25 protein-coding genes are annotated in these 23,563 nt (G+C 49.1%); 6 read left to right on the plus strand and 19 right to left on the minus strand.

Translation table 11 applies throughout. The features are described 5' to 3' along the window. Both Q0E49_RS05115 and Q0E49_RS05120 read right to left on the minus strand, forming a co-directional pair. On the minus strand, positions 1-657 hold a 657-nt coding region (locus Q0E49_RS05115; protein ID WP_295746861.1), incomplete at its 3' end, for an MFS transporter. 1 nt (position 658) lies between these two features. After that, positions 659-1,189, minus strand: coding sequence for a methylated-DNA--[protein]-cysteine S-methyltransferase (locus tag Q0E49_RS05120; protein ID WP_295746862.1), 531 nt, complete (start codon positions 1,187-1,189; stop codon positions 659-661). Positions 1,190-1,294: 105 nt separating this feature from the next. Between Q0E49_RS05120 and Q0E49_RS05125 the strand changes: the two genes are divergently transcribed. Then, positions 1,295-2,158 carry an AraC family transcriptional regulator gene (locus Q0E49_RS05125; protein ID WP_295746863.1) on the plus strand — a complete coding sequence of 288 codons (864 nt, stop codon included), beginning with the start codon at positions 1,295-1,297 and terminating at the stop codon, positions 2,156-2,158. An 11-nt stretch (positions 2,159-2,169) separates the two neighbouring features. On the opposite strand, the gene Q0E49_RS07995 is transcribed toward Q0E49_RS05125, so the two are convergent. The 5 genes from Q0E49_RS07995 to Q0E49_RS05145 all read right to left on the minus strand — a co-directional run bounded on the left by Q0E49_RS07995 (position 2,170) and on the right by Q0E49_RS05145 (position 8,010). Beyond that, a complete protein-coding gene (locus Q0E49_RS07995) occupies positions 2,170-2,277 on the minus strand; it encodes a hypothetical protein (protein ID WP_366509538.1) in 108 nt (35 codons plus the stop codon). A gap of 210 nt (positions 2,278-2,487) precedes the next feature. After that, positions 2,488-3,207, minus strand: coding sequence for a DnaD domain protein (locus tag Q0E49_RS05130; protein ID WP_295746864.1), 720 nt, complete (start codon positions 3,205-3,207; stop codon positions 2,488-2,490). 61 nt (positions 3,208-3,268) lie between these two features. Further along, positions 3,269-4,567 carry an asparagine--tRNA ligase gene (gene asnS / locus Q0E49_RS05135; protein ID WP_295746865.1) on the minus strand — a complete coding sequence of 433 codons (1,299 nt, stop codon included), beginning with the start codon at positions 4,565-4,567 and terminating at the stop codon, positions 3,269-3,271. A 36-nt stretch (positions 4,568-4,603) separates the two neighbouring features. Then, on the minus strand, positions 4,604-5,122 hold the full coding sequence (locus Q0E49_RS05140) for a DUF5590 domain-containing protein (RefSeq protein WP_295746866.1): 519 nt from the start codon (positions 5,120-5,122) through the stop codon (positions 4,604-4,606). A 47-nt stretch (positions 5,123-5,169) separates the two neighbouring features. Continuing rightward, positions 5,170-8,010, minus strand: a complete 2,841-nt coding sequence (locus tag Q0E49_RS05145; protein ID WP_295746867.1) for a helicase C-terminal domain-containing protein — start codon at positions 8,008-8,010, stop codon at positions 5,170-5,172. A 134-nt stretch (positions 8,011-8,144) separates the two neighbouring features. On the opposite strand from Q0E49_RS05145, the gene mvk reads away from it, so the two are divergent. The 4 genes from mvk to fni are packed head-to-tail and all read left to right on the plus strand — an operon-like array spanning position 8,145 to position 12,237. After that, on the plus strand, positions 8,145-9,077 hold the full coding sequence (mvk, locus tag Q0E49_RS05150; RefSeq protein WP_295746868.1) for a mevalonate kinase: 933 nt from the start codon (positions 8,145-8,147) through the stop codon (positions 9,075-9,077). A 21-nt stretch (positions 9,078-9,098) separates the two neighbouring features. After that, positions 9,099-10,073: a diphosphomevalonate decarboxylase gene (gene mvaD, locus Q0E49_RS05155; protein ID WP_295746869.1), complete on the plus strand. Its 975-nt coding sequence runs from the start codon at positions 9,099-9,101 to the stop codon at positions 10,071-10,073. Positions 10,074-10,095: 22 nt separating this feature from the next. Beyond that, positions 10,096-11,184 (plus strand): phosphomevalonate kinase, encoded by a 1,089-nt coding sequence (locus tag Q0E49_RS05160; RefSeq protein WP_295746870.1) that lies wholly within the window; start codon positions 10,096-10,098, stop codon positions 11,182-11,184. 3 nt (positions 11,185-11,187) lie between these two features. Beyond that, positions 11,188-12,237 carry a type 2 isopentenyl-diphosphate Delta-isomerase gene (gene fni / locus Q0E49_RS05165; RefSeq protein ID WP_295746871.1) on the plus strand — a complete coding sequence of 350 codons (1,050 nt, stop codon included), beginning with the start codon at positions 11,188-11,190 and terminating at the stop codon, positions 12,235-12,237. 128 nt (positions 12,238-12,365) lie between these two features. Here the strand turns inward: fni and Q0E49_RS05170 are convergent, their stop codons facing one another. Beyond that, entirely contained in the window at positions 12,366-13,763 is a 1,398-nt protein-coding gene (locus Q0E49_RS05170) for an RsmF rRNA methyltransferase first C-terminal domain-containing protein (protein ID WP_295746872.1), read from the minus strand. Between the two features lie 114 nt (positions 13,764-13,877). Here Q0E49_RS05170 and Q0E49_RS05175 point away from each other — a divergent pair, with 114 nt between their 5' ends. Next, on the plus strand, positions 13,878-14,693 hold the full coding sequence (locus Q0E49_RS05175; RefSeq protein WP_295746873.1) for a Cof-type HAD-IIB family hydrolase: 816 nt from the start codon (positions 13,878-13,880) through the stop codon (positions 14,691-14,693). 78 nt (positions 14,694-14,771) lie between these two features. On the opposite strand, the gene Q0E49_RS05180 is transcribed toward Q0E49_RS05175, so the two are convergent. The 11 genes from Q0E49_RS05180 to Q0E49_RS05230 form a co-directional block, all read right to left on the minus strand. Further along, positions 14,772-15,101, minus strand: coding sequence for a metal-sulfur cluster assembly factor (locus tag Q0E49_RS05180; protein ID WP_295746874.1), 330 nt, complete (start codon positions 15,099-15,101; stop codon positions 14,772-14,774). Then, a complete protein-coding gene (gene sufB, locus Q0E49_RS05185; protein ID WP_295746875.1) occupies positions 15,101-16,507 on the minus strand; it encodes a Fe-S cluster assembly protein SufB in 1,407 nt (468 codons plus the stop codon). Before sufB ends, Q0E49_RS05180 begins: the two co-directional genes overlap by 1 nt. Next, a complete protein-coding gene (gene sufU, locus Q0E49_RS05190) occupies positions 16,488-16,964 on the minus strand; it encodes a Fe-S cluster assembly sulfur transfer protein SufU (RefSeq protein WP_295746876.1) in 477 nt (158 codons plus the stop codon). The genes sufB and sufU overlap by 20 nt, the downstream gene beginning before the upstream one ends. Next, on the minus strand, positions 16,951-18,186 hold the full coding sequence (locus tag Q0E49_RS05195; protein WP_295746877.1) for a cysteine desulfurase: 1,236 nt from the start codon (positions 18,184-18,186) through the stop codon (positions 16,951-16,953). The genes sufU and Q0E49_RS05195 overlap by 14 nt, the downstream gene beginning before the upstream one ends. Continuing rightward, a complete protein-coding gene (gene sufD / locus Q0E49_RS05200; protein ID WP_295746878.1) occupies positions 18,179-19,465 on the minus strand; it encodes a Fe-S cluster assembly protein SufD in 1,287 nt (428 codons plus the stop codon). Before sufD ends, Q0E49_RS05195 begins: the two co-directional genes overlap by 8 nt. Before the next feature lie 13 nt (positions 19,466-19,478). Beyond that, positions 19,479-20,273, minus strand: a complete 795-nt coding sequence (sufC, locus tag Q0E49_RS05205; protein ID WP_295746879.1) for a Fe-S cluster assembly ATPase SufC — start codon at positions 20,271-20,273, stop codon at positions 19,479-19,481. 95 nt (positions 20,274-20,368) lie between these two features. Then, the gene (locus Q0E49_RS05210; RefSeq protein ID WP_295746880.1) at positions 20,369-20,524 is read right to left on the minus strand and encodes a hypothetical protein; all 156 of its coding nucleotides are present in this window, start codon (positions 20,522-20,524) and stop codon (positions 20,369-20,371) included. Between the two features lie 5 nt (positions 20,525-20,529). Beyond that, on the minus strand, positions 20,530-20,916 hold the full coding sequence (locus Q0E49_RS05215) for a hypothetical protein (protein ID WP_295746881.1): 387 nt from the start codon (positions 20,914-20,916) through the stop codon (positions 20,530-20,532). A 103-nt stretch (positions 20,917-21,019) separates the two neighbouring features. After that, positions 21,020-22,447 (minus strand): amino acid permease, encoded by a 1,428-nt coding sequence (locus tag Q0E49_RS05220; RefSeq protein WP_295746882.1) that lies wholly within the window; start codon positions 22,445-22,447, stop codon positions 21,020-21,022. Between the two features lie 275 nt (positions 22,448-22,722). After that, on the minus strand, positions 22,723-23,190 hold the full coding sequence (locus Q0E49_RS05225) for a nitroreductase family protein (protein ID WP_295746883.1): 468 nt from the start codon (positions 23,188-23,190) through the stop codon (positions 22,723-22,725). Positions 23,191-23,219: 29 nt separating this feature from the next. After that, a partial coding sequence (locus Q0E49_RS05230) for an aldo/keto reductase (RefSeq protein ID WP_295746884.1) occupies positions 23,220-23,563 on the minus strand: 344 nt, incomplete at its 5' end.

Consider the following 23,563-nt stretch of genomic DNA (forward strand, 5'->3'; position numbering starts at 1 on the left):
AAATAACACCATTGAAAGCAGCGAAAAATGCAACCAATCATTGTGACCATGTAAAGCTATTTTGGCACTGTGATCCTTTTTTGAACTCGACCAAAAAACGACCGATTGACGATGCATGATTGGGTAAAGTTTCAGCAAAATTAACGTAATAATAATCGCAACTATCAAGAAAATCCCAATTCCCTGAATACCTAAATGATTAACAACCAAGGTCAACATAATTGGTCCAATTGCAAAGCCGATATTCCCGCCAAAGGAAAAAATACTCATCCCCTGTCCAGGGTTATATCCAGCAAGGCCATTAACCAGTTTAGCTGCATCCGGGTGGTAGGCTGCGATTCCAATCCCACAAACCAAGCACCCCACAACCAATAGTGCATAGGTTGGTACATACCCCAAGGAGCTAAAACCAATCCCCGTAATTAAAATGGCTAGGATAATAATCCAACCGGTATTGTACTTATCCGAAAGAAAGCCAAATAAGGGCTGAACAATCGAAGATACCAGATTCATCGCAAAAACTAAGGTTGCCGCAATGGCATAGTTATAATGGTGTTGTTCAATCAGTGTTGGCAATAAGGCTGCCAGTGCTCCCTGACTGAAATCTACGAATAGGTGTCCCAAGGATAAACTATAAATATACTTTGATACCTTCAAACTAATCCTCGCTTTCCTTTGGAATTTTGAAGTTTCTTACTTCAATTTTTTCTAGCTGTAATAATTTTTTCTTAACTGATAATCCCGCAGCATAACCAGTGAGACTCCCATTGGCGCCAACCACCCGGTGACACGGGATAATAATTTCAATATGATTACGGCCAACGGCGCCGCCAACCGCCTGCGCTGCCATATGCTTTTTATGAAGCTTAGCGGCGACCGCATCAGCAATTTCTTGGTATGTCATCACTTGACCATAAGGGATGGTCAGCAGTATTTGCCAAACTATTTTTTGAAAATTAGTGCCCATTAGATGGAGGGACGGCACAAACGACGGCTGGCGTTGCGCAAAGTATTCATCTAACCACTGTTTGGTCCGCCTTAAGGTCACTGTTTCCATTGGCGTATTCTGCGGTCCCAGACAATCTGCATAATATTTATCGTTTTCAAACCATAATCCAGTTAACCCCTGCTGGTCACTTGCCAGTAATAGCTTTCCAAACGGCGACTGGTAGCTTGTGGTATATTGCATGCTTGGCGCTCCTTTCTTATGTTATTATGATTATATCTTCATATTCGCGGATATATTATCCTAATATGCCCAAAATTTATTTAAGTATTATCAAGAGAAGAACTTATGAATAAATACATTAACTCTAAAAATATTAACGCTAATTCAGACTTTCCATACCTGGTCTTAGATGTTGTCAATCAGCATGCGAAGCCAATTAATCCTGGATTTAACGTGATGCACTGGCACAATGATCTTCAATTCATCTACGTTTTAAACGGGACAATCCAAATCAAAACATTGGAAAAAAGTGAAGAAATTGTGGCCGGAAATGGTGCCTTTATTAACCAGAACGTTGTTCACCAGGTAAACCACCGAACTAACTCGCATTACCGTTCATTCATTTTTCCAGCATACTTCTTAGACTTTTACTTCGGCGGCCCAACACAGCGGCTCGTTGAAGAATTAACGTTGAACCAAAGTTTAGAACTGATTAATTTCAAACTCGAAAGTAAGTGGGCAGCAGTCTGCAACAAGTTAAATCAGTTATCTCAATTATTTGAAAACAATCGGCAAAGTCACTTGTATCCTTATGAAGTCCTAACAGCACTAGTTAGCATCTTCTTAGAAATACAAAAAAGAGTCTCACTTCCGCAACAGAAGCAAGACTCCAATGCTAAAACCAGAGTAAAAGCAATGCTAGAATATATTCAGAAAAACTATTCGCAAAAGATTACCTTAGCCGAACTTGCCAAAAGCGCAAATATCAGTAAAGCAGAGTGCAATCGTTGCTTTCACAGCATTCTCCAAACTTCGCCTTATAATTACCTATTAGAATATCGGCTATCCAAAGCCGCCGAATTATTAAAAAAGACAAAGCTGCCAATCAGTGTGGTTGCCAATCAAGTCGGTTTTAGTCAAGCTAGCCAATTTGGCAAGTACTTTAAAGCTAAGACTAGTTTAACGCCCCTTCAATTCCGTAAAAGCTGAATTGGCTAATTTCAACTCCCTTGGTTTCTTTCATGCAGTTTCCGGTTAAGCTGGTTGACATCATTGACCAGGTTCCAGCAGATAATCCCCCAGATGACGAGGTACAAGCCAACAATCATTACCCAGTTGAACCAGGTTAAATTGCCGGTGGTTAACCCAGATCATCACCAGCAGGCCGGCTGTTTTTGCGAAACCACCCCACATACAAAAACGGCGAAAGATTATGAGCTTTGAATATTAAGTAATAGACATCAACCGCTAACTACTCAAGTAAGCTTTACCGGATAAACATAACGGCGACCGCATGACCACGGTCGCCGTCTTCGTCATTAATGCTTTTTTTGTCCACCCAGCTTAAAAATCGGAATCTTTTCCCGGGCTGGTTTACTGTCGCCGGTATTGGCACGGCCACCACGGTGAGCCCGTTGCTCGTTAAACCGCTTCTTTTCGGCCGTCACGTCGGCAGGGGTCTTCAGGTTATTTTGTTGCCAATTTAATAGGATGGAATCGACATACTTTAACCGCAACTTACCGTTCATTACCGCTTCTTTTAACGCGAGAACAATCATCTCTGGCGAATAGCTGTCCTGGTCGACCCAGTCAGCGACGGTTTCCATTTCAAGGGGACTCAGTGGCCGACCGAATTCACTTTCAATAGTAGAATACAATTCTTCACGACTAGCCACTGGCTGATCGTTTGGTTGCTTTCCCTCCACTTTAGTGCCGGACATCCGTGCCAGCAGTGGTGAAAAATCATAATAAGCTTCCTCTTGTCCCTGGTCATCCGTCCGCATTTCCTGTTTCAAGATCCCCTTGGCCATCATTTGCTGAATCTGACTGTAGACCTTATCACTAGTCGTCCCGAGCCGTTTAGCAACCTCCGCAATATCCGGCATCCCGATCCCTCGGTCAATGTCTGATTTCAGTTGCAGGTACACCACTAGCTGACCTGTCGTCAAACCATACTCGTGGTAATGGTGTAGCAACAGGTTGCTGACCGACGTCTCGCCAGCCTTGACAAAGGATTCCAGAAAATCCATGTCGTGCATACTAACCCCCCTCAATCGCAATAAAAAGGACGTGATTCATCACGTCCTTTGCAAATCAAACTTATGGGCGCAACCGGTTGAGCATCCGTGGGAATGGAATGTTTTGCCGAATGTGGTCCTGCAGCGTAACCCAAGCCAAGAACCGTTCCAGTCCCATCCCGAAGCCGGAGTGAGGAACCGAACCATACTTGCGCAGGTCGTCGTACCAGCCGTAGTCTTCCTTGTTGAGACCATTTTCTTCCAGCTTCTTGGTAATGTACTCGTAATCGTATGAACGTTCAGAACCACCAATGATTTCGCCATAACCTTCTGGTGCCAGTAAGTCAGCACAGATTACTTGGCGATCATCTTCCGGATCAGTCGGCATGTAGAAAGCCTTGATTTCTCGTGGGTAGTTCTTAATGAAGACCGGCTTGTTAAACTGGTCAGCCAGGAACGTTTCTTCCGGTGAACCAAAGTCGTCACCATATTGGACGTCGAGACCTCCTTTTTGCAGCATCTCAATAGCCTTCTTGTAGGTTACCCGCGGGTACGGTAATTCGGTGAACGGTTTGAGGCTGTCGACAGACCGGCCAACCATTTCCAATTCTGTAGGACATTTATCAATCAGGTCTTGAATCAGGTAAGCCACGTATTGTTCCTGGATTTCTTCACTTTCTTCTTCGTGGCACCAAGCCATTTCAGGTTCGATCATCCAGAACTCAGTCATGTGCCGACGAGTCTTCGACTTTTCAGCCCGGAAAGTTGGCCCCATCGTGTAGATCCGGCTCAACGCCATTGCTCCGGCTTCACCATAAAGCTGACCAGACTGAGACAGGAAAGCGTCAGTATCGAAGTACTTGACGTCAAAGAGGTCCGTCGTCCCTTCTGGTGCCGAAGAAGTCAGGATTGGCGCATCAAACTGGGTGAAGCCATGTTTATCAAAGAATTCCATCGTGGACAACTTAACCTGGCTTCTGATCCGCATCAGCGCCCATGGCTTGCGGGAACGCAACCAGAGGTGGCGGTGGTCAAGCAGGAAGTCAATCCCGTGGTCCTTATTCCCAATCGGGTAATCCTCGCTCTTGCCCACAACTTCAATGTTTTTGATATGAATTTCGTAGCCGAACTTCGACCGCTTATCTTCAGCAATTTCACCAGTGACCACAAAACTGGTTTCCTGGTGTAAACCATGTTTTGCCAGGTCAAACGTTGCTTCATCAACGTCATTCTTGCGAATAATTCCCTGAAAGAAGCCCGTTCCGTCACGAAGCTGCAGGAACGAAATCTTACCGCTAGAACGTTTGTCAGTTAGCCAAACACCAATTTTCACTGTTTCACCCACATGCTGTGGTGCATCACTAATTTTAATTGTCTTCACTTTGTTACCTCCGTTAATTCTTCTGTACCAACTTTATCACAAGTTATTAATCTGTTGAACTAGCTGACCATTACTAAACTTGAGTAAATCATAGCAAAGGTTGCCCTGGGCGTTTTTATAAGTAACTTCCCAGACAACGTGGTTATTAAACACCCCCGGAGCCACCTTCAACACCTTTTTAGGTTTTTCCTTTTGCCAAACCTTGGTTAACGCCTGGTTCTTGGTAATCCCCTTGGATTGTTGAACTATCCTGACGTTGCCGCCCTTTTGCGGTACAATCACCAGCACCTGCTGGTTCTTGTTATTCTCGCCGGCCACCGTGTAGTACGTTTTTTCACGGTTATAGATGTAGAAAGCATTCGTCTTCTTGACGCCAGCATACTTTTTAGCAATCTGTGTTGCCTGCCGTTTAGCAGCAGCACGTGGGTGGTTGCCAAAAGCGTAGAGGCCCCACCCCAACAAGAAGATCAGCAAGATGATCAACAGCAAATTGCGTATTAACTTTAGCGAGCGGTTTTCACTATTTTGCTGCTGGATCTCGCGGCGACTTTGCATCACAGTCACCCCTTTATTAAATAATCCGTTTTATTATACCAAAATACTTAACCGTTGGCGCAATGCCGGTGGTCATTTAAAAAATTTTTTGTCTGCTTCACTACCTGGTCAGTCAGCAAGACCTTCTTTGGCATCTCCTTCGGGAGGACCGCCTGCATCGACTTGCCGTACCGGCGCTGGTATAACCGTGGATCTAAGCAGACCGCAACGCCGTAGTCATCAGGAGTTCTCAGCAGCCGACCGACCCCCTGCCGTAGTTTGATAGTCGCTTTTGGTAGCTGCAACTGGTAAAAAGGATTCTTGCCAGCTTGTTGGATCATATTACTTTGTGCCCGCACAATAATATCGTTAGGCGAGTCAAACGGTAACCGGGTAATAATCAATAACTGCAGTAGATTTCGCGGCAGGTCAATCCCCTCCCAAAAACTAGAGGCCCCCAGCAAAACCGCATTTTCTCCCGTTGCAAACTGTTTAAGGAGCTTTTCTCTACTGCCGGTAATTCCCTGGGCCAGAATATCACGCTGGTTGAACAAATCCGTCCCTCGCAACTGGCTGTACACTTGTTCAATGGTTAGTAAGGAATTAAAGAGGACCATGGTTTGACACTGCGTTGAATCTGCCAGCTGGCGGATGGTCCTACTCAGGTAGCTGATATAGTGGCCATTGTTACGACTGGCGGGTTGAGGCGCATCCTTAGCAATCAAGAGAGCACTGTTCTGCTGATAGTCAAAGGGAGAAGCAAAGCGTTTAACCTGGGTCTGTTGCCGGTCAATGTCTAATTGGTGATACAGGTACTGTGACCGACTCGAATTAAACAACGTTGCTCCGATAAAGAGCGGTCGGGAAAATGACGGATAAACCTTCTCACTGAGAAAGTGGTTGGTCTCCATTAGGCCCCCGCTCAGCTTCATTGAGCTGCGCTCGTGCGACTGCTGGATAGTTAACCAAAAAAACGCCGCTGACTGTCGTTCCTCAAGAAGCCGCAAAAAGTCATGAATCGTCTCATCCGCGTCTGCTAACTTATCGAGATGTGAACTAAACTGGTTCATCAGACCCCGATCACTAGCTAGCCAACTATCGCGGCGTGATTCAAAGATGTGTTCTAGTGCCCGAAAGTGCAGCCGCGTGCTAGCTAGCGCCTGTTCCAACCCCATCATTAGTGGTGATGACGGGTTAAGAACCTGGCTAAGCTGCTTGTTGTCGACTGGCGACTCAATAATTCGTTCTGTACTGTTAGAGTCAAACTGAATGATGAAGCGACGGTAGATTGCTTGTTGAAAATCAACAATCGCCTCGTCGAGCTGCTGCAGGTCACTCGTTAACAGCTCAACGTTGTAATCTGCTAGCGGCAAAGACGCAAACGTCTCAAACAACGAGAACTCATTATCCGCATTCACTAAGCCGCGCAAAGTATTAATATTGGCCATCAGCGCTTGAAAGCTGATTGTGTGGCGGGCCATCTTCAGAACGCTATCACTCAGGTGCTGGGCTTCGTCAACGACGAGGAATGGTTGCCCATTTTGGGTGCCAAGTTCCTCAGCATGAGCTGCCAAGTAGGCGTGGTTGGTAATAATCACGTTCGCGTGTTTCAGCCGGGCCTGTTGTCGAACAAGAAAGTCATCCTGGTAATAGATACCCTGTTTATCTAGACTTTTGACTCCCTGGTGACGGATTTCGGCAAAGTAAGGTGAACTTTGGACCGTCAAGTTCAGTTCGTCGAGGTCACCACTCGTGGTCTGCAATAGCCAAATCAATATTTTGGCCTTCAACAACTGAACTAGCTTTGAATCACTATCATCCCCCAGGGAATGAACGAACCGCGTCAAATCAAGGTAGTGACTACTGCCCTTCACCACCACACTAGTTGCTTCAAATGGCAGAATCTGGTTTAACTGCCGCATCGTTTGTTCGGCAATCTGTTGCTGCAGTAAATTGGTCGCGGTGCTAACCACTAGCCGGCGATCAGGATACGTATGAAACAGGAGGGGCAACAGGTAGCCAAGGGTCTTACCTATCCCCGTTCCGGCTTCCACCACCATGTATTCTGCTTTTTCCTGGCGGTAATGGTTATAGATGGCATTCATCATTTTAGCCTGGGCTGGTCGGACCGTTAAGTGGTTACCGAACAACCGCTGCTTAGCCTTCTTGGTCGACGGGTACTTAAACTGCCGCCCGCTAATATTAGTACTTGCCCGCCGTGGCCGCCGCAGAACCATCCCGTGGGTCACATATAGTGAATCAGCAAGTTTTACTGGAAAACGTTTGCGCCGCCCGAGCTCTGTCGCAAAAACATCGGCGGTTTGCTGTGGCAGTTCTAGCTTCATTGACACCAACTGCCGCAGGGTAATCGTCGGTAACTGCTTTAACTTATTCAGTAAGTCAATTAATAATTGCGCAGTTGCATCAGCATCTGAAGCAGCACTATGCGGGTGATTATGCTGGATAGTGAGGTAAGCCGTTAGGTCGCGCAAGCGGTAGCTCTTGGCAGTGGGGAGCAAAATTTGACTCAGCGTCACCGTATCAATTGCTTGAATTGTTAGTGACGGGTAGCCGGCGCGCTCTAACTCGCGATTAAGAAAGGGAAAATCAAAGTTGACGTTATGCGCCACAAAAATCGTCCCGGTCAGTAAGCTAAAGACTGTCCCAGCAATGTCCTCAAACAGGGGCGCGGACTGCACATCGCGGTTGCTAATTCCGGTCAGCTGTTCAATTTGGTGGGGAATTTTTGCCCGCGGATTAACGAGGGTCTCAAAGTGGTTAACCACTGTCCCATCCTGAACCAGGGCACAGCCAATCTGGATGATGCGGTCACCGTTTTTGACACTGGTACCGGTGGTCTCTAAGTCAACCACCGAATAAATCGGTCCCCTTAACTTCTTTCTTGGCATTTTATCACCGTACTTTCATCTTTCTTTTTCCATCATACTATCAATATGCGAAAAGTGGTAAACTGTTTAGGTTTGAGAATGATTTATTGGAAAAGTATAATATGATTAGTTCTTACAGAAAGGCTGGGACGTCAATGAAGTCAAAGGGAATTGGCAAGAGCCACGCCAAAATCATTCTAATTGGCGAGCACAGTGTTGTTTATGGCCAACCCGCAATTGCGCTCCCGTTGCCCAACGTTGCTGAAAAGGTAACGATTTTGCCACGGACGGACGGGCATCGCTTGATCCATAGTTCCTACTTTGATGGTGACTTAAACGGGTTACCTGACAAAATGCACGGGGTTGCCAAATTAATTCAAACACTGGTCGACCACTTAGATGGTAATCGCGACTATTGGGATTTGACCATCGACAGTGATTTACCAGCTGAGCGGGGGATGGGTTCTTCAGCTGCAACGGCAATTGCCCTGGTGCGGGCCTTTTTTGATTATTATCAAAAACCACTCGACCGACAATTACTTTTACGATTAGCAGCGGTCGAAGAAGAAATTACCCACCGCAGTCCCAGCGGACTCGATGCCGCCACTGCCGCTTCGTCTTCACCACTGTGGTTTGTTCGTGGCAAGGTGGGGACGCCGATCCCCATGCACTTGCAAGCGACGATGGTCATTGCGGATACTGGAATTGCCGGAGCCACCCGCGAAGCCGTCACCGCTGTACACCACTTATTGGAAGAGTCACCAACCAAGACCCACGCTTGCCTTGACCAACTTGGCTTACTCACCCGGCAAGCGCAGTCTGCCCTGCAGTTAAATGAGGTCGCAAAACTAGGAAAAATTCTTTTAGCAGCCCACCACGAATTGCAGCGGTTGCAAGTCAGCGATCAAAAGCTAGACCAGCTGGTAGAAGTTGCGATGGCCAACGGTGCCCTCGGTGCTAAGCTCACCGGCGGCGGTCGTGGCGGTTGTATGTTTGCCCTCGTCAAAACTAGTGCTCAAGCACGCCACCTCGCTGCCGCCCTCATCAGTGCCGGTGCCCGTAAAACCTGGTTGCAACCACTTCGCTAGTTCAAAGAAAGGAAGATCCAAATGCCCACCACGGCACGCGCGCATACTAATATTGCTCTGGTCAAGTACTGGGGAAAACGCGACCCGCAACTGATGTTGCCGCAAACGGATAGTTTGTCGCTCACCCTGGACCGTTTTTTTACCGACACAACGGTCACTGCCGATCGGCGGTTAAATCACGACCGTTTTACCATCAACGGCCAAGCAGTAGATGATAAGAATACTAACAGGCTGACAGCTTTTTTGGACCTCGTTCGCCAACTAGCCGGTACCGATACCCGTTTTAATGTTGCGTCCACTAACCACGTCCCGACGAGCGCCGGCCTAGCTTCCTCTGCCTCGGCTTTTGCTGCCCTCGCGGCCGCTGCCAGTCGTGAAGCCGGCTGTCACCTTAGTCGGCGCGAACTCAGCCGGCTAGCACGTCGTGGCTCAGGGTCGGCCACCCGTTCTGTTTACGGCGGACTAGTTGAATGGCATCGCGGGACTAATGACCAAACCTCCTTTGCCGAACCGCTGATGGAAAAAGTTGACTTTCCCCTCGAAATGTTAGCCATTGTTATTGACGCTAGCCAGAAAAAAGTTTCCAGCAGAACCGGGATGCAGTTGTGCGTGGAGACTTCGCCCTTTTATCCTGAATGGCGTACGATTGTCGAAAGTGACATGACTAACATGAAGGCAGCCATTGCTAACCAGGACATTAACCGCATTGGCCAATTGGCCCAGGAAAACGCCCTGCGAATGCACGCCCTCACCTTGTCAGCTGATCCCGGCTATACTTATTTTGAAGAGGGAACGATGAGGGCCATGAGGCTGGTTGACACCCTAAATGCCAACGGTCTTCACTGCTACTACACGATGGATGCTGGCCCGAACGTGAAACTGATTTATAATAGTAAGGATCGTCAGCAAATTATTGACCAGCTGGCACCTGTTTTTGGCAAAGATAAGCTGATCGTTGCCAAACCGGGGCCGGGAGTAAGCATCACCCAACTTTAGCTGAACAAGGAGATTCATTCATTTGATTACTGAAAAAGCACCTGGAAAGTTATATATCGCTGGTGAATACGCGGTTGTGGAAAACGGCAACCCGGCGATTTTGGTTGCCTTAGACCAGTTTGTCACCTGCCAATTAACGGCTGCACAGCATCAGACTGGGAGAATCATCAGCCGCCAGTACCAAGATATTGAACTGTCCTGGCGGCGACAAGGCGACCAATTGGTCGTTGACCAGCGTGATAACCCTTTTTCCTACATCATTCAGGCGATTGAAGTGACGGAAGCCTATACCCGGTCATGCGGCCGTCAGCTGAAAATGTTTGACCTGACCATTGATAGTGATTTGGATAGCGATAATGGTCGCAAATACGGTCTGGGCTCTTCCGCGGCAGTCACCGTCGCGATTGTTAAGGCTCTTTGCCGTTTCTACCAGCTCACAGTAACCAACGAAAAACTATTTAAGCTCGCCGCCATTGCACACTTTACCGTCCAAAAAAACGGGTCACTCGGTGACGTGGCAGCCTCAGTTTATGGTGGTTGGATTGCCTACCATTCTTTTGATCGTCAGTGGCTAGCCGAACAGCAGCAGGCAGTGGATCTGACAACACTGATTAACCTGCCCTGGCCGGACTTAGAGGTCGAACCCCTGCCAACCCCCAAGCAGTTACGACTACTCATCGGCTGGACGGGTAAGCCGGCGTCCACTTCACTGCTGGTGGACAAAATTTCCCTCTTTAAGGCTGTTCACCAACAAGAATATCGACAGTTCCTTACTGATAGCCAGCAATGCGTCACCCGGATGATTAACGGTTTTCGGACTAAACGGCTGGATTTGATTCAACAACAAATCCGGGTAAACCGGCAGTTACTGGCCCGTTTAGGTCAGCTTTCTGGTGTTAGCATCGAAACGCCCCTCCTGCAGAAACTCTGCACCATTGCCGAACAAGCTGGCGGGGCGGCAAAAACATCTGGCGCTGGCGGCGGCGACTGTGGGATTGCCTTGATTGACAACCGCCAAGACGTTAAACAGTTACAAAAGCGGTGGCAAGCAGCCCGGATTCAGCCATTAGCGCTTCACGTCTTCTTTGACCAGGATAGTAAGGAGGATTAACAGATGTCGACCGATTCGCGCCGAAAAGATGAACACCTCCGTTACGCCGAAATAACCAATTCTGCCCAGCAAAGACAGCCAAATGACTTTGCCGGGGTTCGTCTCCTTCACCAGGCACTGCCGGAACAATCACTCGCCGAAGTCGACCTGTCAACTTCCCTGATTGACGGCCTTCAAATCGACTACCCTTTTTATATTGAGGCAATGACTGGCGGTAGTAAAAAGGGCGGTGTGATCAATGGGCAATTAGCCTCACTGGCTGCTAAACATCACCTTGCCATGGCGACTGGGTCAATGAGTATCATCTTCAAAGACCCCGCCACAAAGCCAACCTTTGCGGTAGTCAGGCAGCAAAATCCTGACGGGGTCATCATCGCTAATCTCAGTGCTAACGCCAGTGTTGACCAAGCTGCTGCCGCAATCGACCTCGTCAAAGCGAATGCCTTGGAAATCCACCTTAATAGTGCCCAGGAAGTCGTAATGCCAGAGGGAGCTCAAGATTACCACTGGTTAACTAATATCAAAAAACTCGCCGCCCGTTTTCCGGTGATTGTGAAGGAAGTCGGCTTTGGCATGACTAAAGAGACGATCCAGTTACTGGCTGACGCGGGTGTCGCCGGGATTAACGTGTCCGGTCGCGGCGGCACCAACTTCGCCGCTATCGAAAGCCTGCGTGGCAAACGAATTGGCGCGTCAGGTGACTGGTCACCCTTATTCGACTGGGGACAGTCAACCGTCGAATCGCTCCTGGAAGCACGGTCGACTAACCACCAGCAGGCAACGGTTATCGCTTCCGGTGGCGTGCAATCGCCAGCTGATGTCGTTAAAGCCGGTACACTCGGGGCTTCTGCAGTCGGTGTTGCAGGTTTCTTTCTTCACCACTTACAGACTAATCCAGACGGTTTGGACCAACTCATCACTAGCTGGCGGCAAAATATTGCGGCCATGATGCTCCTAACGGGTTGCCAACGCTTTGCGGACCTGGCCAACACCCCGTTTGTCCTCAATCCGCAGTTAGAAAGTTATGTTCGTCAGCGCCATTTAACGAGATAAACGGCCACCTAACCACAAAACAGAGGTCACTGAAAGCGACTCACTTCAGTGACCTCTGTTTTTGTCTGCAAAATTTATTTTGGTTGACCGGACCAGTTAAAGAAGTTCAGCATTAAACCGGAAGTAATTTAAAAGCGCAGTCCCTTCGGGTAAAAATTCTTGACCGTTGTCCCCACCAGCTTGCCAAAGCCACAGGGATGACCATTAGCAACTAGCAGGTACCAGCCGTTCTCATGACCAGCACCAACTGTCAATGTCTCACCATGGACGTATTTGCGCCACTGCCCTTTCGAAATACTTAAACAACGAACAGCGGGCAGGTCCTTTGCAGCAAGCGCCATGGCAAGCGCTAATGATGGTTCAAACCGTTTTTTCTTCAGGGTTCCCAGGTGGAGACCAGGACGAAGGACGTGGAAACCAGCTAAGGGCTTCATTGAGGAAGGACAAGCATACAACTGGTCGCCAAACTTTAAGAAGTGTGAAACAGCAAAGGACGGCATTACTGCCTGCGACCATTGCTGCCATTCGCCTAGCTCTTGCCGGCTTGGTGTCCAGTCACCACGACGTTGGCGGCGCTTGTTCTTTGCCTTCTTCCGGTGTACTTGACTCTGAGACATTTCAGACATCTCAGTAGTCAGGGTAAACTTGGCAATAAAGTGCCCTTCACCATGGTAGTGATGAGGAAAGAGGCGAATTGCCTTGGCTAGCTCTGGATTGCCATCAGCCCATTCTGGCTGGCCATGGTCCATCCCCGGTGCTTTTGCAATGGGACAGATGGTTAAGTCATAGTGGTTCAACAACCAGGCAGCGTTCTGCTCGTCTTCTTCAGGAGCAAAGGTGCAGGTGGAATAAACCAGCGTTCCTCCCGGTTTTAGCATTTTCAATGCCGACTTGAGGATCTGCCGCTGACGATTAGCGCATTCGGTAGGATAGTCCGGGTTCCAGTATTGAATTCCCGCCGGATCTTTCCGGAACATTCCCTCCCCCGAGCAAGGAGCATCAACGAGGATCCGGTCGAAGAACCGAGGAAACTGTGTTTCTAGTTCCGCTGGTGATTCGTTGGTGACCACCGCATTAACTGCTCCCCACCGTTCCAGGTTCTCCGCCAGCACCTTAGCCCGCTTGGCAAAAATTTCGTTAGCCACCAGCAATCCTTCATTGTGCATGAGGGCAACAATTTGGGTAGACTTGCCACCGGGAGCAGCACATAAGTCCAACACCTTTTCACCCGGCTGCGGATCCAACGCCACTGCCACGTTCATTGCCGATGGCTCCTGACTGTATACCCAACCAGTCACGTGGTCTAATGACTTACCATCAACTTGGCCATAATAACCATTATTAACGCCAGGAACGGCCTGGTTACCGGTTTTGCTAATGGTTTCTTCTGGCAACCCCGGCTTTCCCGGGTTAACGCGAAAGCCGCTGACAGCGGATTTGTCCGTCAGGGCCTTGATAAAGGCAGCTGACTCACGCTCTCCCATTAGACGCTGGTATTTTTCGATAAAAGCTGCTGGCAAATTCATTGATAACCCTCCACAATTTTCTCCGCTTATTCTAACATAGTTAATAGTGTTCCACCTTGCTTTTCAACCTCACACAGTGTTAAATAGAAATATTGGAGAAAAGGAAGTGTAGATATGAGTAAGTACCTAATCGCCATTGACCTGGATGGAACAACTTTAAATGACCAATCCAAAATCAGTTTACGAACCCAACGGACTCTGGATAAGTTAGCTCACCTGGGAAATGTTGTCAGCATCATTACCGGGCGGCCGTTTCGGATTTCTCACCAGTTTTACGACCAATTAAAGTTGCACAGTCCAATGGCCAACCTTAATGGTGCAATTACCCATATCCCTTATCACCACTGGCAGGATGAATACTGCGACACCGTGCCGCGCGAACTGGTCTTTGACCTCCTAGCTCATCAAGATGAACTGGGAATTGACACAATGAGTGTCGAAGATAAAACTCATGTCTGGGCCAATAAGCCAACTTCCTTGCTACCAGAATTTTTACCAGATCACCTCGAACCCAATCAAATTATCTCGCCCCAGACGCTCCGTCATGACCCAATATGTGTCACTGTCCACTACACCCATGAGAGCTTACCCAAACTCAAAGCTTACGTTGAACAACACTATGGCCAGGTAGTAGAACCACGAGTATGGGGTGGTAATTACGACATCATTGAGCTCATTCACCGGGGAATCCACAAGGAAAAAAGCGTCAAGAAAATTGCTGCTGCTTACGGGATTGACCAGCAACGGATCATCGCTTTTGGCGACGAAAGCAATGATAGCGAAATGCTAAAGTTTGCTGGTACCGGGGTGGCGATGAAAAACGCTATTAGCAAGGTTAAAAAAGTCGCTAATGACGTCACTCCCTGGGATAACAATGCCGACGGGATGGCCCGTTACTTACAAGGATTCTTCGGCTTGCGAGACGAATAAAACATCATTGATTAACAAAGGACCAGCGAACTGTTAGCCAAGTGGCAACAATTTGCTGGTCTTTTTGTGTTCCAATTTTTACATATGAATACCCAGTGCAATTTTAGCATATTTTGACATCCGCTCAACCGTCCAGGCTGGTTCCCAGACCAGGTGAATCTGGCAGTCCGTAATCCCGTCAACACTCTTCACCGCAAATCTGATTGAACGGTCAAGCAGGTCGCCAATGGGGCAGCCCATGGTAGTCAGTGTCATTGTCACCGTGCACATTCCCTGTTCATCCACGTCAATCCCGTAAATTAGCCCGAGGTTAACCAGGTCAACGCCCAGTTCGGGATCAATGACCTCGCCCAAGGCTGCCTTCACTTCTTTAACTAGCTGTTCTTGCTGCTTCATCGTTTCCTCCATTAACCAATGGATCCTTCCATCTCAAAACTGATCAGTCGGTTCAGTTCCACCGCATATTCCATCGGTAGTTTCTTCGTAAATGGTTCAACAAAACCCATGATGATCATTTCGGTTGCTTTGGCCTCAGATAATCCCCGGCTCATCAAGTAGTAAAGCTTTTCTTCCGAAATCTTAGACACCCGTGCTTCGTGTTCCATCGCCACGTTAGCATTATCGACTTCATTGTACGGGATCGTGTCTGAACTCGACTGGTCATCCATAATAATAGTATCGCATTCAACGTGTGCCTTAGACCCATCAGCTTTTTTGGTAAAGCGGACCTGTCCCCGGTAGTCAGTCGACCCACCACTTTTGGCAATCGACTTCGAAACGATCGAACTCGAAGTCTGCGGTGCGTTGTGAATCATCCGCGCCCCAGAATCCTGATGAATACCGTTAGCGGCAACCGCGATCGATAACATCGTCCCGCGGGCACCCTTACCATCCAAGTACACACTCGGATACTTCATCGTCACCTTCGACCCCAAGTTACCGTCGATCCACTCCATCGTTGCATTTTCCTGGGCGGCAGCCCGCTTAGTTTCCAAGCTGTACACGTTATCCGACCAGTTCTGAATAGTCGTGTAGCGGCAATAGGCATCCCTTTGTACATTCACTTCCACCACCGCGGCGTGCAGCGAATCGCTCGAATAATTAGGAGCGGTACAGCCCTCCACGTAGTCAACACTCGCCCCTTCATCAACAATAATCAGCGTCCGTTCAAACTGACCGGAGTTTTCCGCATTCAGGCGGAAATAAGACTGGATGGGGGTCTTGCAGTGAACACCCTTGGGAACATAGATAAATGAGCCACCCGACCAAACAGCACCGTTCAGGGCCGCAAACTTGTTATCATCAGGATGAACTAGCTTGCCAAACCATTTCTTAAAAAGTGCTGGGTGTTCTTTGAGTGCCGTGTCGGTATCGGTGAAGATAATCCCCAGTTGGTCAAACTGCTTTTTCATGTTATGGTAGACAACTTCTGACTCGTACTGTGCCGAAGAACCCGCCAGGTACTTTCGTTCAGCTTCGGGAACCCCCAACCGGTCAAACGTCCGCTTTAAGTCCGCAGGCACGTCATCCCAGTCCTGGTACTTCCGGTCAGTCATTTTCTGGTAATACAGCATATTGTCGAGGTCCAAAGATGACAGATCAGGACCAAAGTTGGGCATCGGCATCTGACAGTAAAGGCGGTAAGATTTCAACCGAAAATCAAGCATCCACTGGGGTTCGCCCTTTTCTGCAGAGATTTGGCGAACAACTTCTTCTGTCAAACCACGACCAGTCGAATAAGTGGGCTTCACATTATCGTGAAAACCATACTGGTAATCTTTGTCTTTGAGAATATCACTTGCTTTGTCGATCATCGGTATCTCCTCTCTCCTGGTTATCCTGCTCAAGAGCACGAGTTAACGCCCACCACGATAAGGTTGCACACTTAATTCGCGCCGGAAACTGCATAATACTGGTCAACGCTTGGGCGTCACCGAGTTTGGCCAGTTCAGCCGGTCGGTGTTGTTTGCCAATAGCTTCGTCCGAAAAAATCTTCGCCATCGCCAGCGCTTCTTCAGTCGTTTTACCGGCAACAGCATCAGCCATCATGCTTGCCGAAGCCTGGCTGATTGTACAGCCATCACCGGTAAAACCGATTTGCGCAATCCGGCCGCCAGCAACTCGCAGCTCCAGGTTGACAGTATCGCCACAAGTTGGATTATGAAGCGTTTGCTGATTAGTCGGCATCGTAATTTTGCCCTTGTGGTGGGGGTGGGCAGCCGCATCAAGAATCACTGCCCGGTAAAGTTGGTTTAACTTAGATAGACCCAACGTGAAAGAACTCCTTCGTTTCTCTGATTGCGTGAATTAACTGGTCAACGTCTTGCTGGTTATTATAAAAATAAAAACTAGCGCGGGCAGTCGCCGTGACCCCTAGGTAGTCCATCAACGGTTGCGCACAGTGGTGCCCTGCCCGCACGGCAACCCCTTCCATATCAAGAGCAGTCGCAACATCATGCGGGTGAAGCCCAGTAATATTAAAGGCAATCACCCCCGTATGTTTTGCGGGATCATGCGGGCCGTACACTGTGACGTGATCTTCAGCCAACAATCGCGGTAAGGCGGTGGCTACTAATTCACGTTCATGACGTTCTACCTCCGCCATCCCTAATCCTTGCAGATAATGGATCGCGCTGGCCAATGAAATGGCACCCGCAACGTTGGGCGTTCCCGCTTCAAACTTATACGGCGGTTCAGCAAAAGTTGTCGACTGCCGTTGAACACTACTAATCATTTCGCCACCAAACTGGTATGGTGGCATGGCTGCCAAAAGATCATACCGCCCATACAAGACGCCAATGCCCATGCCGCTCAGCATCTTGTGACCAGAAAAAGCATAAAAGTCTACGCCTAGTTGTTGGACATCGACGGCGAAGTGAGGCACTGCCTGAGCACCGTCAGCGACAATGACCGCTCCGTGCTGGTGAGCAAGTGCCGCTAGTTGTTGAAGCGGCGTGATGGTCCCCAGGACGTTACTAGCGTGAGTTACAGCAACAATTTTGGTCCGGTCGGTAATTTGCTTTTCAGCAGCAGCCAGGTCTAACTCCCCCGTCGTTGTTAAGTCGATATACTTGAGACAGGCACCAGTAGCGATTGCTAATTGCTGCCAGGGGACAAGGTTGCTGTGGTGCTCGGCAATCGAAACGACGATCTCGTCGCCTTCATGGATATGCTGACGGCTGTAAGTCGCCGCAACGAGGTTCAACCCCTCAGTTGCACCCCGGGTAAAGATAATTTCGCGCTCATCGGCAGCATTAATAAAATGCTGGACCGTCTGCCGGGCATTTTCGTACTCGTTCGTTGCCCGCACCGCGAGGGTGTGGACTCCCCGGTGGACATTGGCGTTGTCATGCTGATAAAAATTCATCAAATCCTTGAGAACAGGGGTCGGCCGCTGCGTCGTCGCGGCATTATCAAGGTAGGCGAGGCGTTCCCCGTTGACCCGTTGTTTGAGAATTGGAAAGTCTTGACGAACGTCATCCCACTCAGTCATGCAGCAACTTCCTTTCCAGAATCGTGATCATTTTATCTTCCAACCGGCGGTTCGGCAATGCCGTCAAGACCGCACTCAAGAACCCCCGAATAACCATTCGCTTGGCCTGGTGTTCCGGGATGCCCCGGCTAAGCAAGTAGTACAGTTGGTGAGCATCAACCTGACCGACACTTGCGGCATGACCGGCATTGACATCGTTTTCGTCAATCAACAGGATCGGGTTGGCATCGCCGCGTGCAGTTGGCGACATCATTAATAAGCGGTTTTGCTGCTCCGCATTGGACCCGTGAGCATCGTGCACGATCTGGCCAATCCCGTTAAAGATCAGCTCAGAGCTGTCCAAAACAACGCCTCGCTGGTTAATTAAGCCGGTCGAGTGCGGGCCGCGGTTAGTTACCCGGTTGTTGAGACCCACGTGCTGGTCCCCACCCGTCACCGCAATCAGTTTCGAGTCTGCTTTACTGCCCTCGCCGATCAGTTCGGCATCAATATCGCCAAGAACATTGCCGCCATTCATCATCCCCACTGCCCATTCAACATTGGCATCTGCTGCCAGGTGAGCCCGCCGGTTGAGGTAAGTAGTAATATTCGTGCCAGTTTCATCCAGCACTGCCAAATGAACCTCGCTTCCGGGCTCAGCCACAATTTCCACCATCAAGTTTGCAAGGTTAGCGGCCTTTCCCACCGACGAGAGGTGTTGCACGACGTGAACCACTGACTGCGGGTGAGCGACGATTAATAGGTGGTTGACCAATGGCTGGTTAGGCCTGGTCGCATCCTGCACCTGGTGGATTTCTAACGGTTGCTTAACAGACACTCCCGCGCCAACCTCAATCACAGTGCCACTGTTTAACATCGCTTGGTGATAAGCAGTTAGCTTATCTTGCTCAGCCGAAATAACGGACATGAAGTATTGATCAACGACTTGATAGTGATTATGCAATGCCCGGAAAAACGGCTCACAAATAACACCTGCTGGTACCTGTTTGTTGATAACTAGCTTTCCCTGGGCAAAGCTGTGGAGACTGATGTCGTCACCGTCATTTTCCTGAGCTGCCGTCACCGCTTTCGCTGAGGGGACGGCATCAATCAACTTTAACCGGTCATCCGTTGGTAAAAGCGGCCAGCCATCATATGAAAATTCCTGCATCCTTGGCATTGCCAACTTTGGGTAAAGCTGGAGTGCGCTCAGGCGGCGCGCCGTAAAACTGGTTGGTTCACCCCACCGACTCGCCACGGCTTTCACTTGTTGTTGGGTTTGCTCAAAATTGAAGGTCATCATCCTTCTCCCCCTAGTTTTCGTCAGTCAGCTTAATTTTCAGTCCCAGCTCATCACGTAGTCCGGCGTAACCTTCTTTTTCGAGGCGTTTGGCCAGGTCAGGCCCACCAGTTGCTACTACTTTTCCGCCCATCATGACGTGAACCACGTCGGGAACAATGTAGTTCAACAACCGCTGATAGTGAGTAATGATCAGTGAACCAAATTGAGGCCCACGCATTGAGTTCACACCCCGAGCAACGACCTTCAACGCATCAATGTCTAAGCCAGAATCGATTTCATCGAGAATCGCGAAAGTCGGCTTAATCATCAATAACTGGAGAATCTCGTTTCGCTTCTTCTCGCCGCCGGAAAAGCCTTCATTAAGGTAGCGTTCCGTCATCTCATCGCTCATATCCAACAAGTGCAGGTTCTTTTCCAGTTCCTTAATAAAAGCCATTACTGATAGCTGGTCATCCTTTGGCCGGCGCGCATTCATTGCTGCCCGCAGAAATTCAGCGTTCGTCACTCCCTGGATTTCCGCGGGGTACTGCATCGCTAAAAATAGGCCGGCGCGGGCCCGCTCGTCAACTGGTAAGTTGAGGATACTTTTTCCATCGAGAAAGATTTCGCCAGCAGTTACCTGGTAACTCGGATTTCCCATAATGGTTTGTGAAAGTGTCGACTTCCCAGTCCCGTTGGGTCCCATAATCGCGTGAATTTCACCGGTCTTCATCGTCAAATTCACCCCGTGGAGGATTTCCTGACGCTGTTTGTTTTCCTCATCGGTTACCGCTACGTGTAAGTTCTTTATTTCCAGCTTACTCATCCTGTAAAGCCTCCCGCAATTGATGTGTCGTCTCACCGACATTTTTACTGATTCATTATACCAGGCCAAATTAAAAAAGCAGGACTTTAACCACCCTACTTTTTAACCTTGCCATAACGGTTTTGTTCCTTAATCATGCTGCTCTTGCCGCGGTGACTATTGATGAAGTGTTCCTCACCCGCAAAAATTGCGAGATACGACATCAGTACCCGCTGCAATCTTTTTCGCCAAGTTAATTTTTGTCGAGCCATGGTTATCAATCCCAGAGCTCTTCAAAATGACGCGAGGCAGATGTCGTTGCGTCACTAACTGGCGACGGCTGTTCTGCCGGTGGGGCCACGACGGTTTGAACTAACCGGCTGTAGTGGTACGTTAACTGCCCTTCATGGAGATCAACTAGTAGCTTTTTCCCTGAAAAATACCACTCATCTGCAAAATCGACGTAAAAATCAATCCCATCAACTGTCACCTTTGCAATGGGCTGGCCCGCCTGTTTAACCACTGTAGGCTCCACTTGAACATGATCAATATTCCCGTCATGTGGACGAACTAGTTGAAAGCGCACGACTGTCGAACTCCCTTGGTTTAGTTTCAGCCTGTCACGGATGGCTGCAGCCGCCGCTGGAGTGACCTCAAGTTTCATTTTACCCTCTCCTTTTGCGCTTATTCTATCACGTTAGCAAACAAAAAACCGCCCTGCTGACCGAAGACGGTCAAACAGCGCGGTCCAATGCAAACAACTACTTTCAATGTTTTTTGCTCATCACAGAATGCCTCATCCCGTAAGTAAAGTACAGGAGAATCCCAATCACGAACCATGCACCGGCATAAATCTTGGCCTGCGCATCCAATCCCAGGAACACTACTAGTGAGGCGAAAAAGCCCAGCGCCGGCAAAATAGGGAAGAACGGCATCTTAAAGGCAGGATCAGCAATGTCGTGCCCTTCCCGTTTCCGGAGTGGGTAAATTGCTAGACAAACGAACATAAACGCAATCAACGTCCCGGCAGAAACCAACTGTGATAAGAATGCAAACGGGAAGAGTGCACTGATGACCAGTGTCACAATTGTTAAGACCAACAATGCGTTATTCGGCCGTTGTTTATTATCAAGCTTACCCAAAAACTTTGGTAACATCCCGTCCCGGCCAAAGGAGTAGATCAGTCGTGAACCGGCCATCATCATCCCAATCAGCGCCGTTAACATCCCAACCACCGCTACTGTTTGAACAACGGTGGCCACCAGCGGATGCCCGGCAGTCCGCAAGGCCAGGCCGACTGGTTCAGCACTGTTAACGTACTTCTGATATGGCACAACACCAACAAGGACAACCGAAGTAACAACAAAGAGGACGACCGCAATGATTAGTGATCCCATGATTCCCCGTGGCATCGTCTTCTGGGGGTTAATCGCTTCACCCGAGTTGGCAGCGATGGAATCAAAGCCGATGTAGGCCAAGAATAACATGGAAACGCCGGCATAAATCCCCTGCCAGCCCCCAAAGGCACCGTTAGCAGTGGCCCGGTACTTCGGAATAAATGGAACAAGGTTTTTGGTCTTAATTGCGCTGAGACTCACAATGATAAACAGTAAAATGGCGGCAACCTTGAGAATCACCAAAACATTTTCGACCCGGGCAGCGTCAGAGACCCCACGGCTAATCAGAAACGAAACAACCAGCAAGACCACGACGGCAACCAGGTCGATGATTCCCCCTTCAGTGCCGAAAGCATTAGACAGCGAACTCGGCAGTTGCCACCCAAGTGGCGCGATTAATGCCCGAAAGTTAGCGGAAAGCCCGGAACCCACAAAGGCCAGGGCGATAAAGTATTCCGCCAAGAGTGCCCAGCCAGCAATCCAGCCGAAAAACTCACCAAAAATTACGTTAATCCATGAATACGCGGAACCAGCAAACGGCATGGCGGCTGCCATTTCAGCATAGGCAAAGGCCACCAACCCCGCCACGACGGCAGCAATCAGATAAGAAATAGCCACCGCCGGGCCAGTATGCAGGGCAGCGACTTCCCCTGGCATCGTGAAAATTGAAGCAGAAACAATGGTCCCGACACCGAGCCCCAAAAAGTCACGAACGCGCAGCGACCGCACCAGGTGACTATCCTTATCCTCGTAAACGCTGGGGTCCTCTTTTCGTGTCATTATTTTCCATAGACTCATCGGCAATCACTCTCCCTGCCAAGATTAAAATTTGATTAGTTAATTCTAGCAAGGCTCTCACTTTCCGTCAATAGCCAATTTGCTCGCTGGCAGCTGCTAACGCAGATAATCTACCATTTTCATCCATGTCCCGCTAACGGCTAGTACCATAATAGCCAATCAGCCAACGTTACTTGATTAGAAAAGGATTTCAATACCTTTTACAAAAAAGCCAACACAGGACGCCCATCCCGTGTTGGCTGCTAGTATTCGTGACTAAATTCAGCTCAATGTCGTTAATCCACATAATCGGTTGGAACGCGGTCTTGTGGAAGCTGACGTCGTCGCAATGGCTGCTTGGTGTGTCCCAGAGTTAAGCAGATCAACGGTGTCTGGTTTGCCGGTAAGATCCCTGCAGGCAGCGACGGCAATGCTGCCATGTTCATACAAGCACCAACGCCCATGTTTTCGGCCGCCAGGGCCATATTCTCAACCATTGTTCCGGCGCTAAGGTACTTCGATGCGCGAAGTTGGTCACGACGAACCGAAATAACAATTACTGCCGGTGCATGATAAGTGTTCGCTAACTGGGCAGTAACCTGAGGATTGCTAATGACGGTAAAGTGATAAACTCCGTAATTGCCCCGCCCCGCTGCACCGGCCTGGCCAGCGTGAACAATGGTGGATAATTTATCCCTGGAAACCGGCTGTTCAGTATAATCACGGACCGACTGTCGCGTCCAGATTGCTTCCGTTAATTCCATTGCTCATGCCTCCTTTTGGCACCTTGTACCTAGTGCGGATACTGGGCATTATTCTCGTAAACCAGCTCCGGTTCCATGCTAACCCGTTTATTCTTATCAAGACTGGCAATCGCCCGCATTTCGTCGGCGCTCAGCTCAAACCCAAAAATCGTGGTATTTTCCTTAATTCGGGAAGCATGAACTGACTTCGGAATAAAGGAGTTGCCAACTTGCAGGTGCCAGCGGAGAATGACCTGGGCCACCGAAACACCATGCTTGGCAGCAATCTCTTTCAAGACAGGGTTATCCATCATCCGCCCCCGGGCCAGGGGTGACCAAGCCTGGGTCACAATTCCGTGCTGGTGGTTAAAAGCCCGCATCGGTGCATGGGACA

The sequence above is a fragment of the uncultured Limosilactobacillus sp. genome (assembly GCF_934202235.1).
Lineage (GTDB): Bacteria > Bacillota > Bacilli > Lactobacillales > Lactobacillaceae > Limosilactobacillus.

Coding starts and splice junctions, on each gene's coding strand:
- Q0E49_RS05120 (WP_295746862.1), bottom strand. CDS start 1,189: ATGCAATATACCACAAGCTACCAGTCGCCGTTTGGAAAGCTATTACTG.
- Q0E49_RS05125 (WP_295746863.1), top strand. CDS start 1,295: ATGAATAAATACATTAACTCTAAAAATATTAACGCTAATTCAGACTTT.
- Q0E49_RS07995 (WP_366509538.1), bottom strand. CDS start 2,277: ATGATTGTTGGCTTGTACCTCGTCATCTGGGGGATTATCTGCTGGAAC.
- Q0E49_RS05130 (WP_295746864.1), bottom strand. CDS start 3,207: ATGCACGACATGGATTTTCTGGAATCCTTTGTCAAGGCTGGCGAGACG.
- Q0E49_RS05140 (WP_295746866.1), bottom strand. CDS start 5,122: ATGCAAAGTCGCCGCGAGATCCAGCAGCAAAATAGTGAAAACCGCTCG.
- Q0E49_RS05145 (WP_295746867.1), bottom strand. CDS start 8,010: ATGCCAAGAAAGAAGTTAAGGGGACCGATTTATTCGGTGGTTGACTTA.
- mvk (WP_295746868.1), top strand. CDS start 8,145: ATGAAGTCAAAGGGAATTGGCAAGAGCCACGCCAAAATCATTCTAATT.
- mvaD (WP_295746869.1), top strand. CDS start 9,099: ATGCCCACCACGGCACGCGCGCATACTAATATTGCTCTGGTCAAGTAC.
- fni (WP_295746871.1), top strand. CDS start 11,188: ATGTCGACCGATTCGCGCCGAAAAGATGAACACCTCCGTTACGCCGAA.
- Q0E49_RS05170 (WP_295746872.1), bottom strand. CDS start 13,763: ATGAATTTGCCAGCAGCTTTTATCGAAAAATACCAGCGTCTAATGGGA.
- Q0E49_RS05175 (WP_295746873.1), top strand. CDS start 13,878: ATGAGTAAGTACCTAATCGCCATTGACCTGGATGGAACAACTTTAAAT.
- Q0E49_RS05180 (WP_295746874.1), bottom strand. CDS start 15,101: ATGGAGGAAACGATGAAGCAGCAAGAACAGCTAGTTAAAGAAGTGAAG.
- sufB (WP_295746875.1), bottom strand. CDS start 16,507: ATGATCGACAAAGCAAGTGATATTCTCAAAGACAAAGATTACCAGTAT.
- Q0E49_RS05195 (WP_295746877.1), bottom strand. CDS start 18,186: ATGACTGAGTGGGATGACGTTCGTCAAGACTTTCCAATTCTCAAACAA.
- sufD (WP_295746878.1), bottom strand. CDS start 19,465: ATGACCTTCAATTTTGAGCAAACCCAACAACAAGTGAAAGCCGTGGCG.
- sufC (WP_295746879.1), bottom strand. CDS start 20,273: ATGAGTAAGCTGGAAATAAAGAACTTACACGTAGCGGTAACCGATGAG.
- Q0E49_RS05210 (WP_295746880.1), bottom strand. CDS start 20,524: ATGGCTCGACAAAAATTAACTTGGCGAAAAAGATTGCAGCGGGTACTG.
- Q0E49_RS05215 (WP_295746881.1), bottom strand. CDS start 20,916: ATGAAACTTGAGGTCACTCCAGCGGCGGCTGCAGCCATCCGTGACAGG.
- Q0E49_RS05220 (WP_295746882.1), bottom strand. CDS start 22,447: ATGAGTCTATGGAAAATAATGACACGAAAAGAGGACCCCAGCGTTTAC.
- Q0E49_RS05225 (WP_295746883.1), bottom strand. CDS start 23,190: ATGGAATTAACGGAAGCAATCTGGACGCGACAGTCGGTCCGTGATTAT.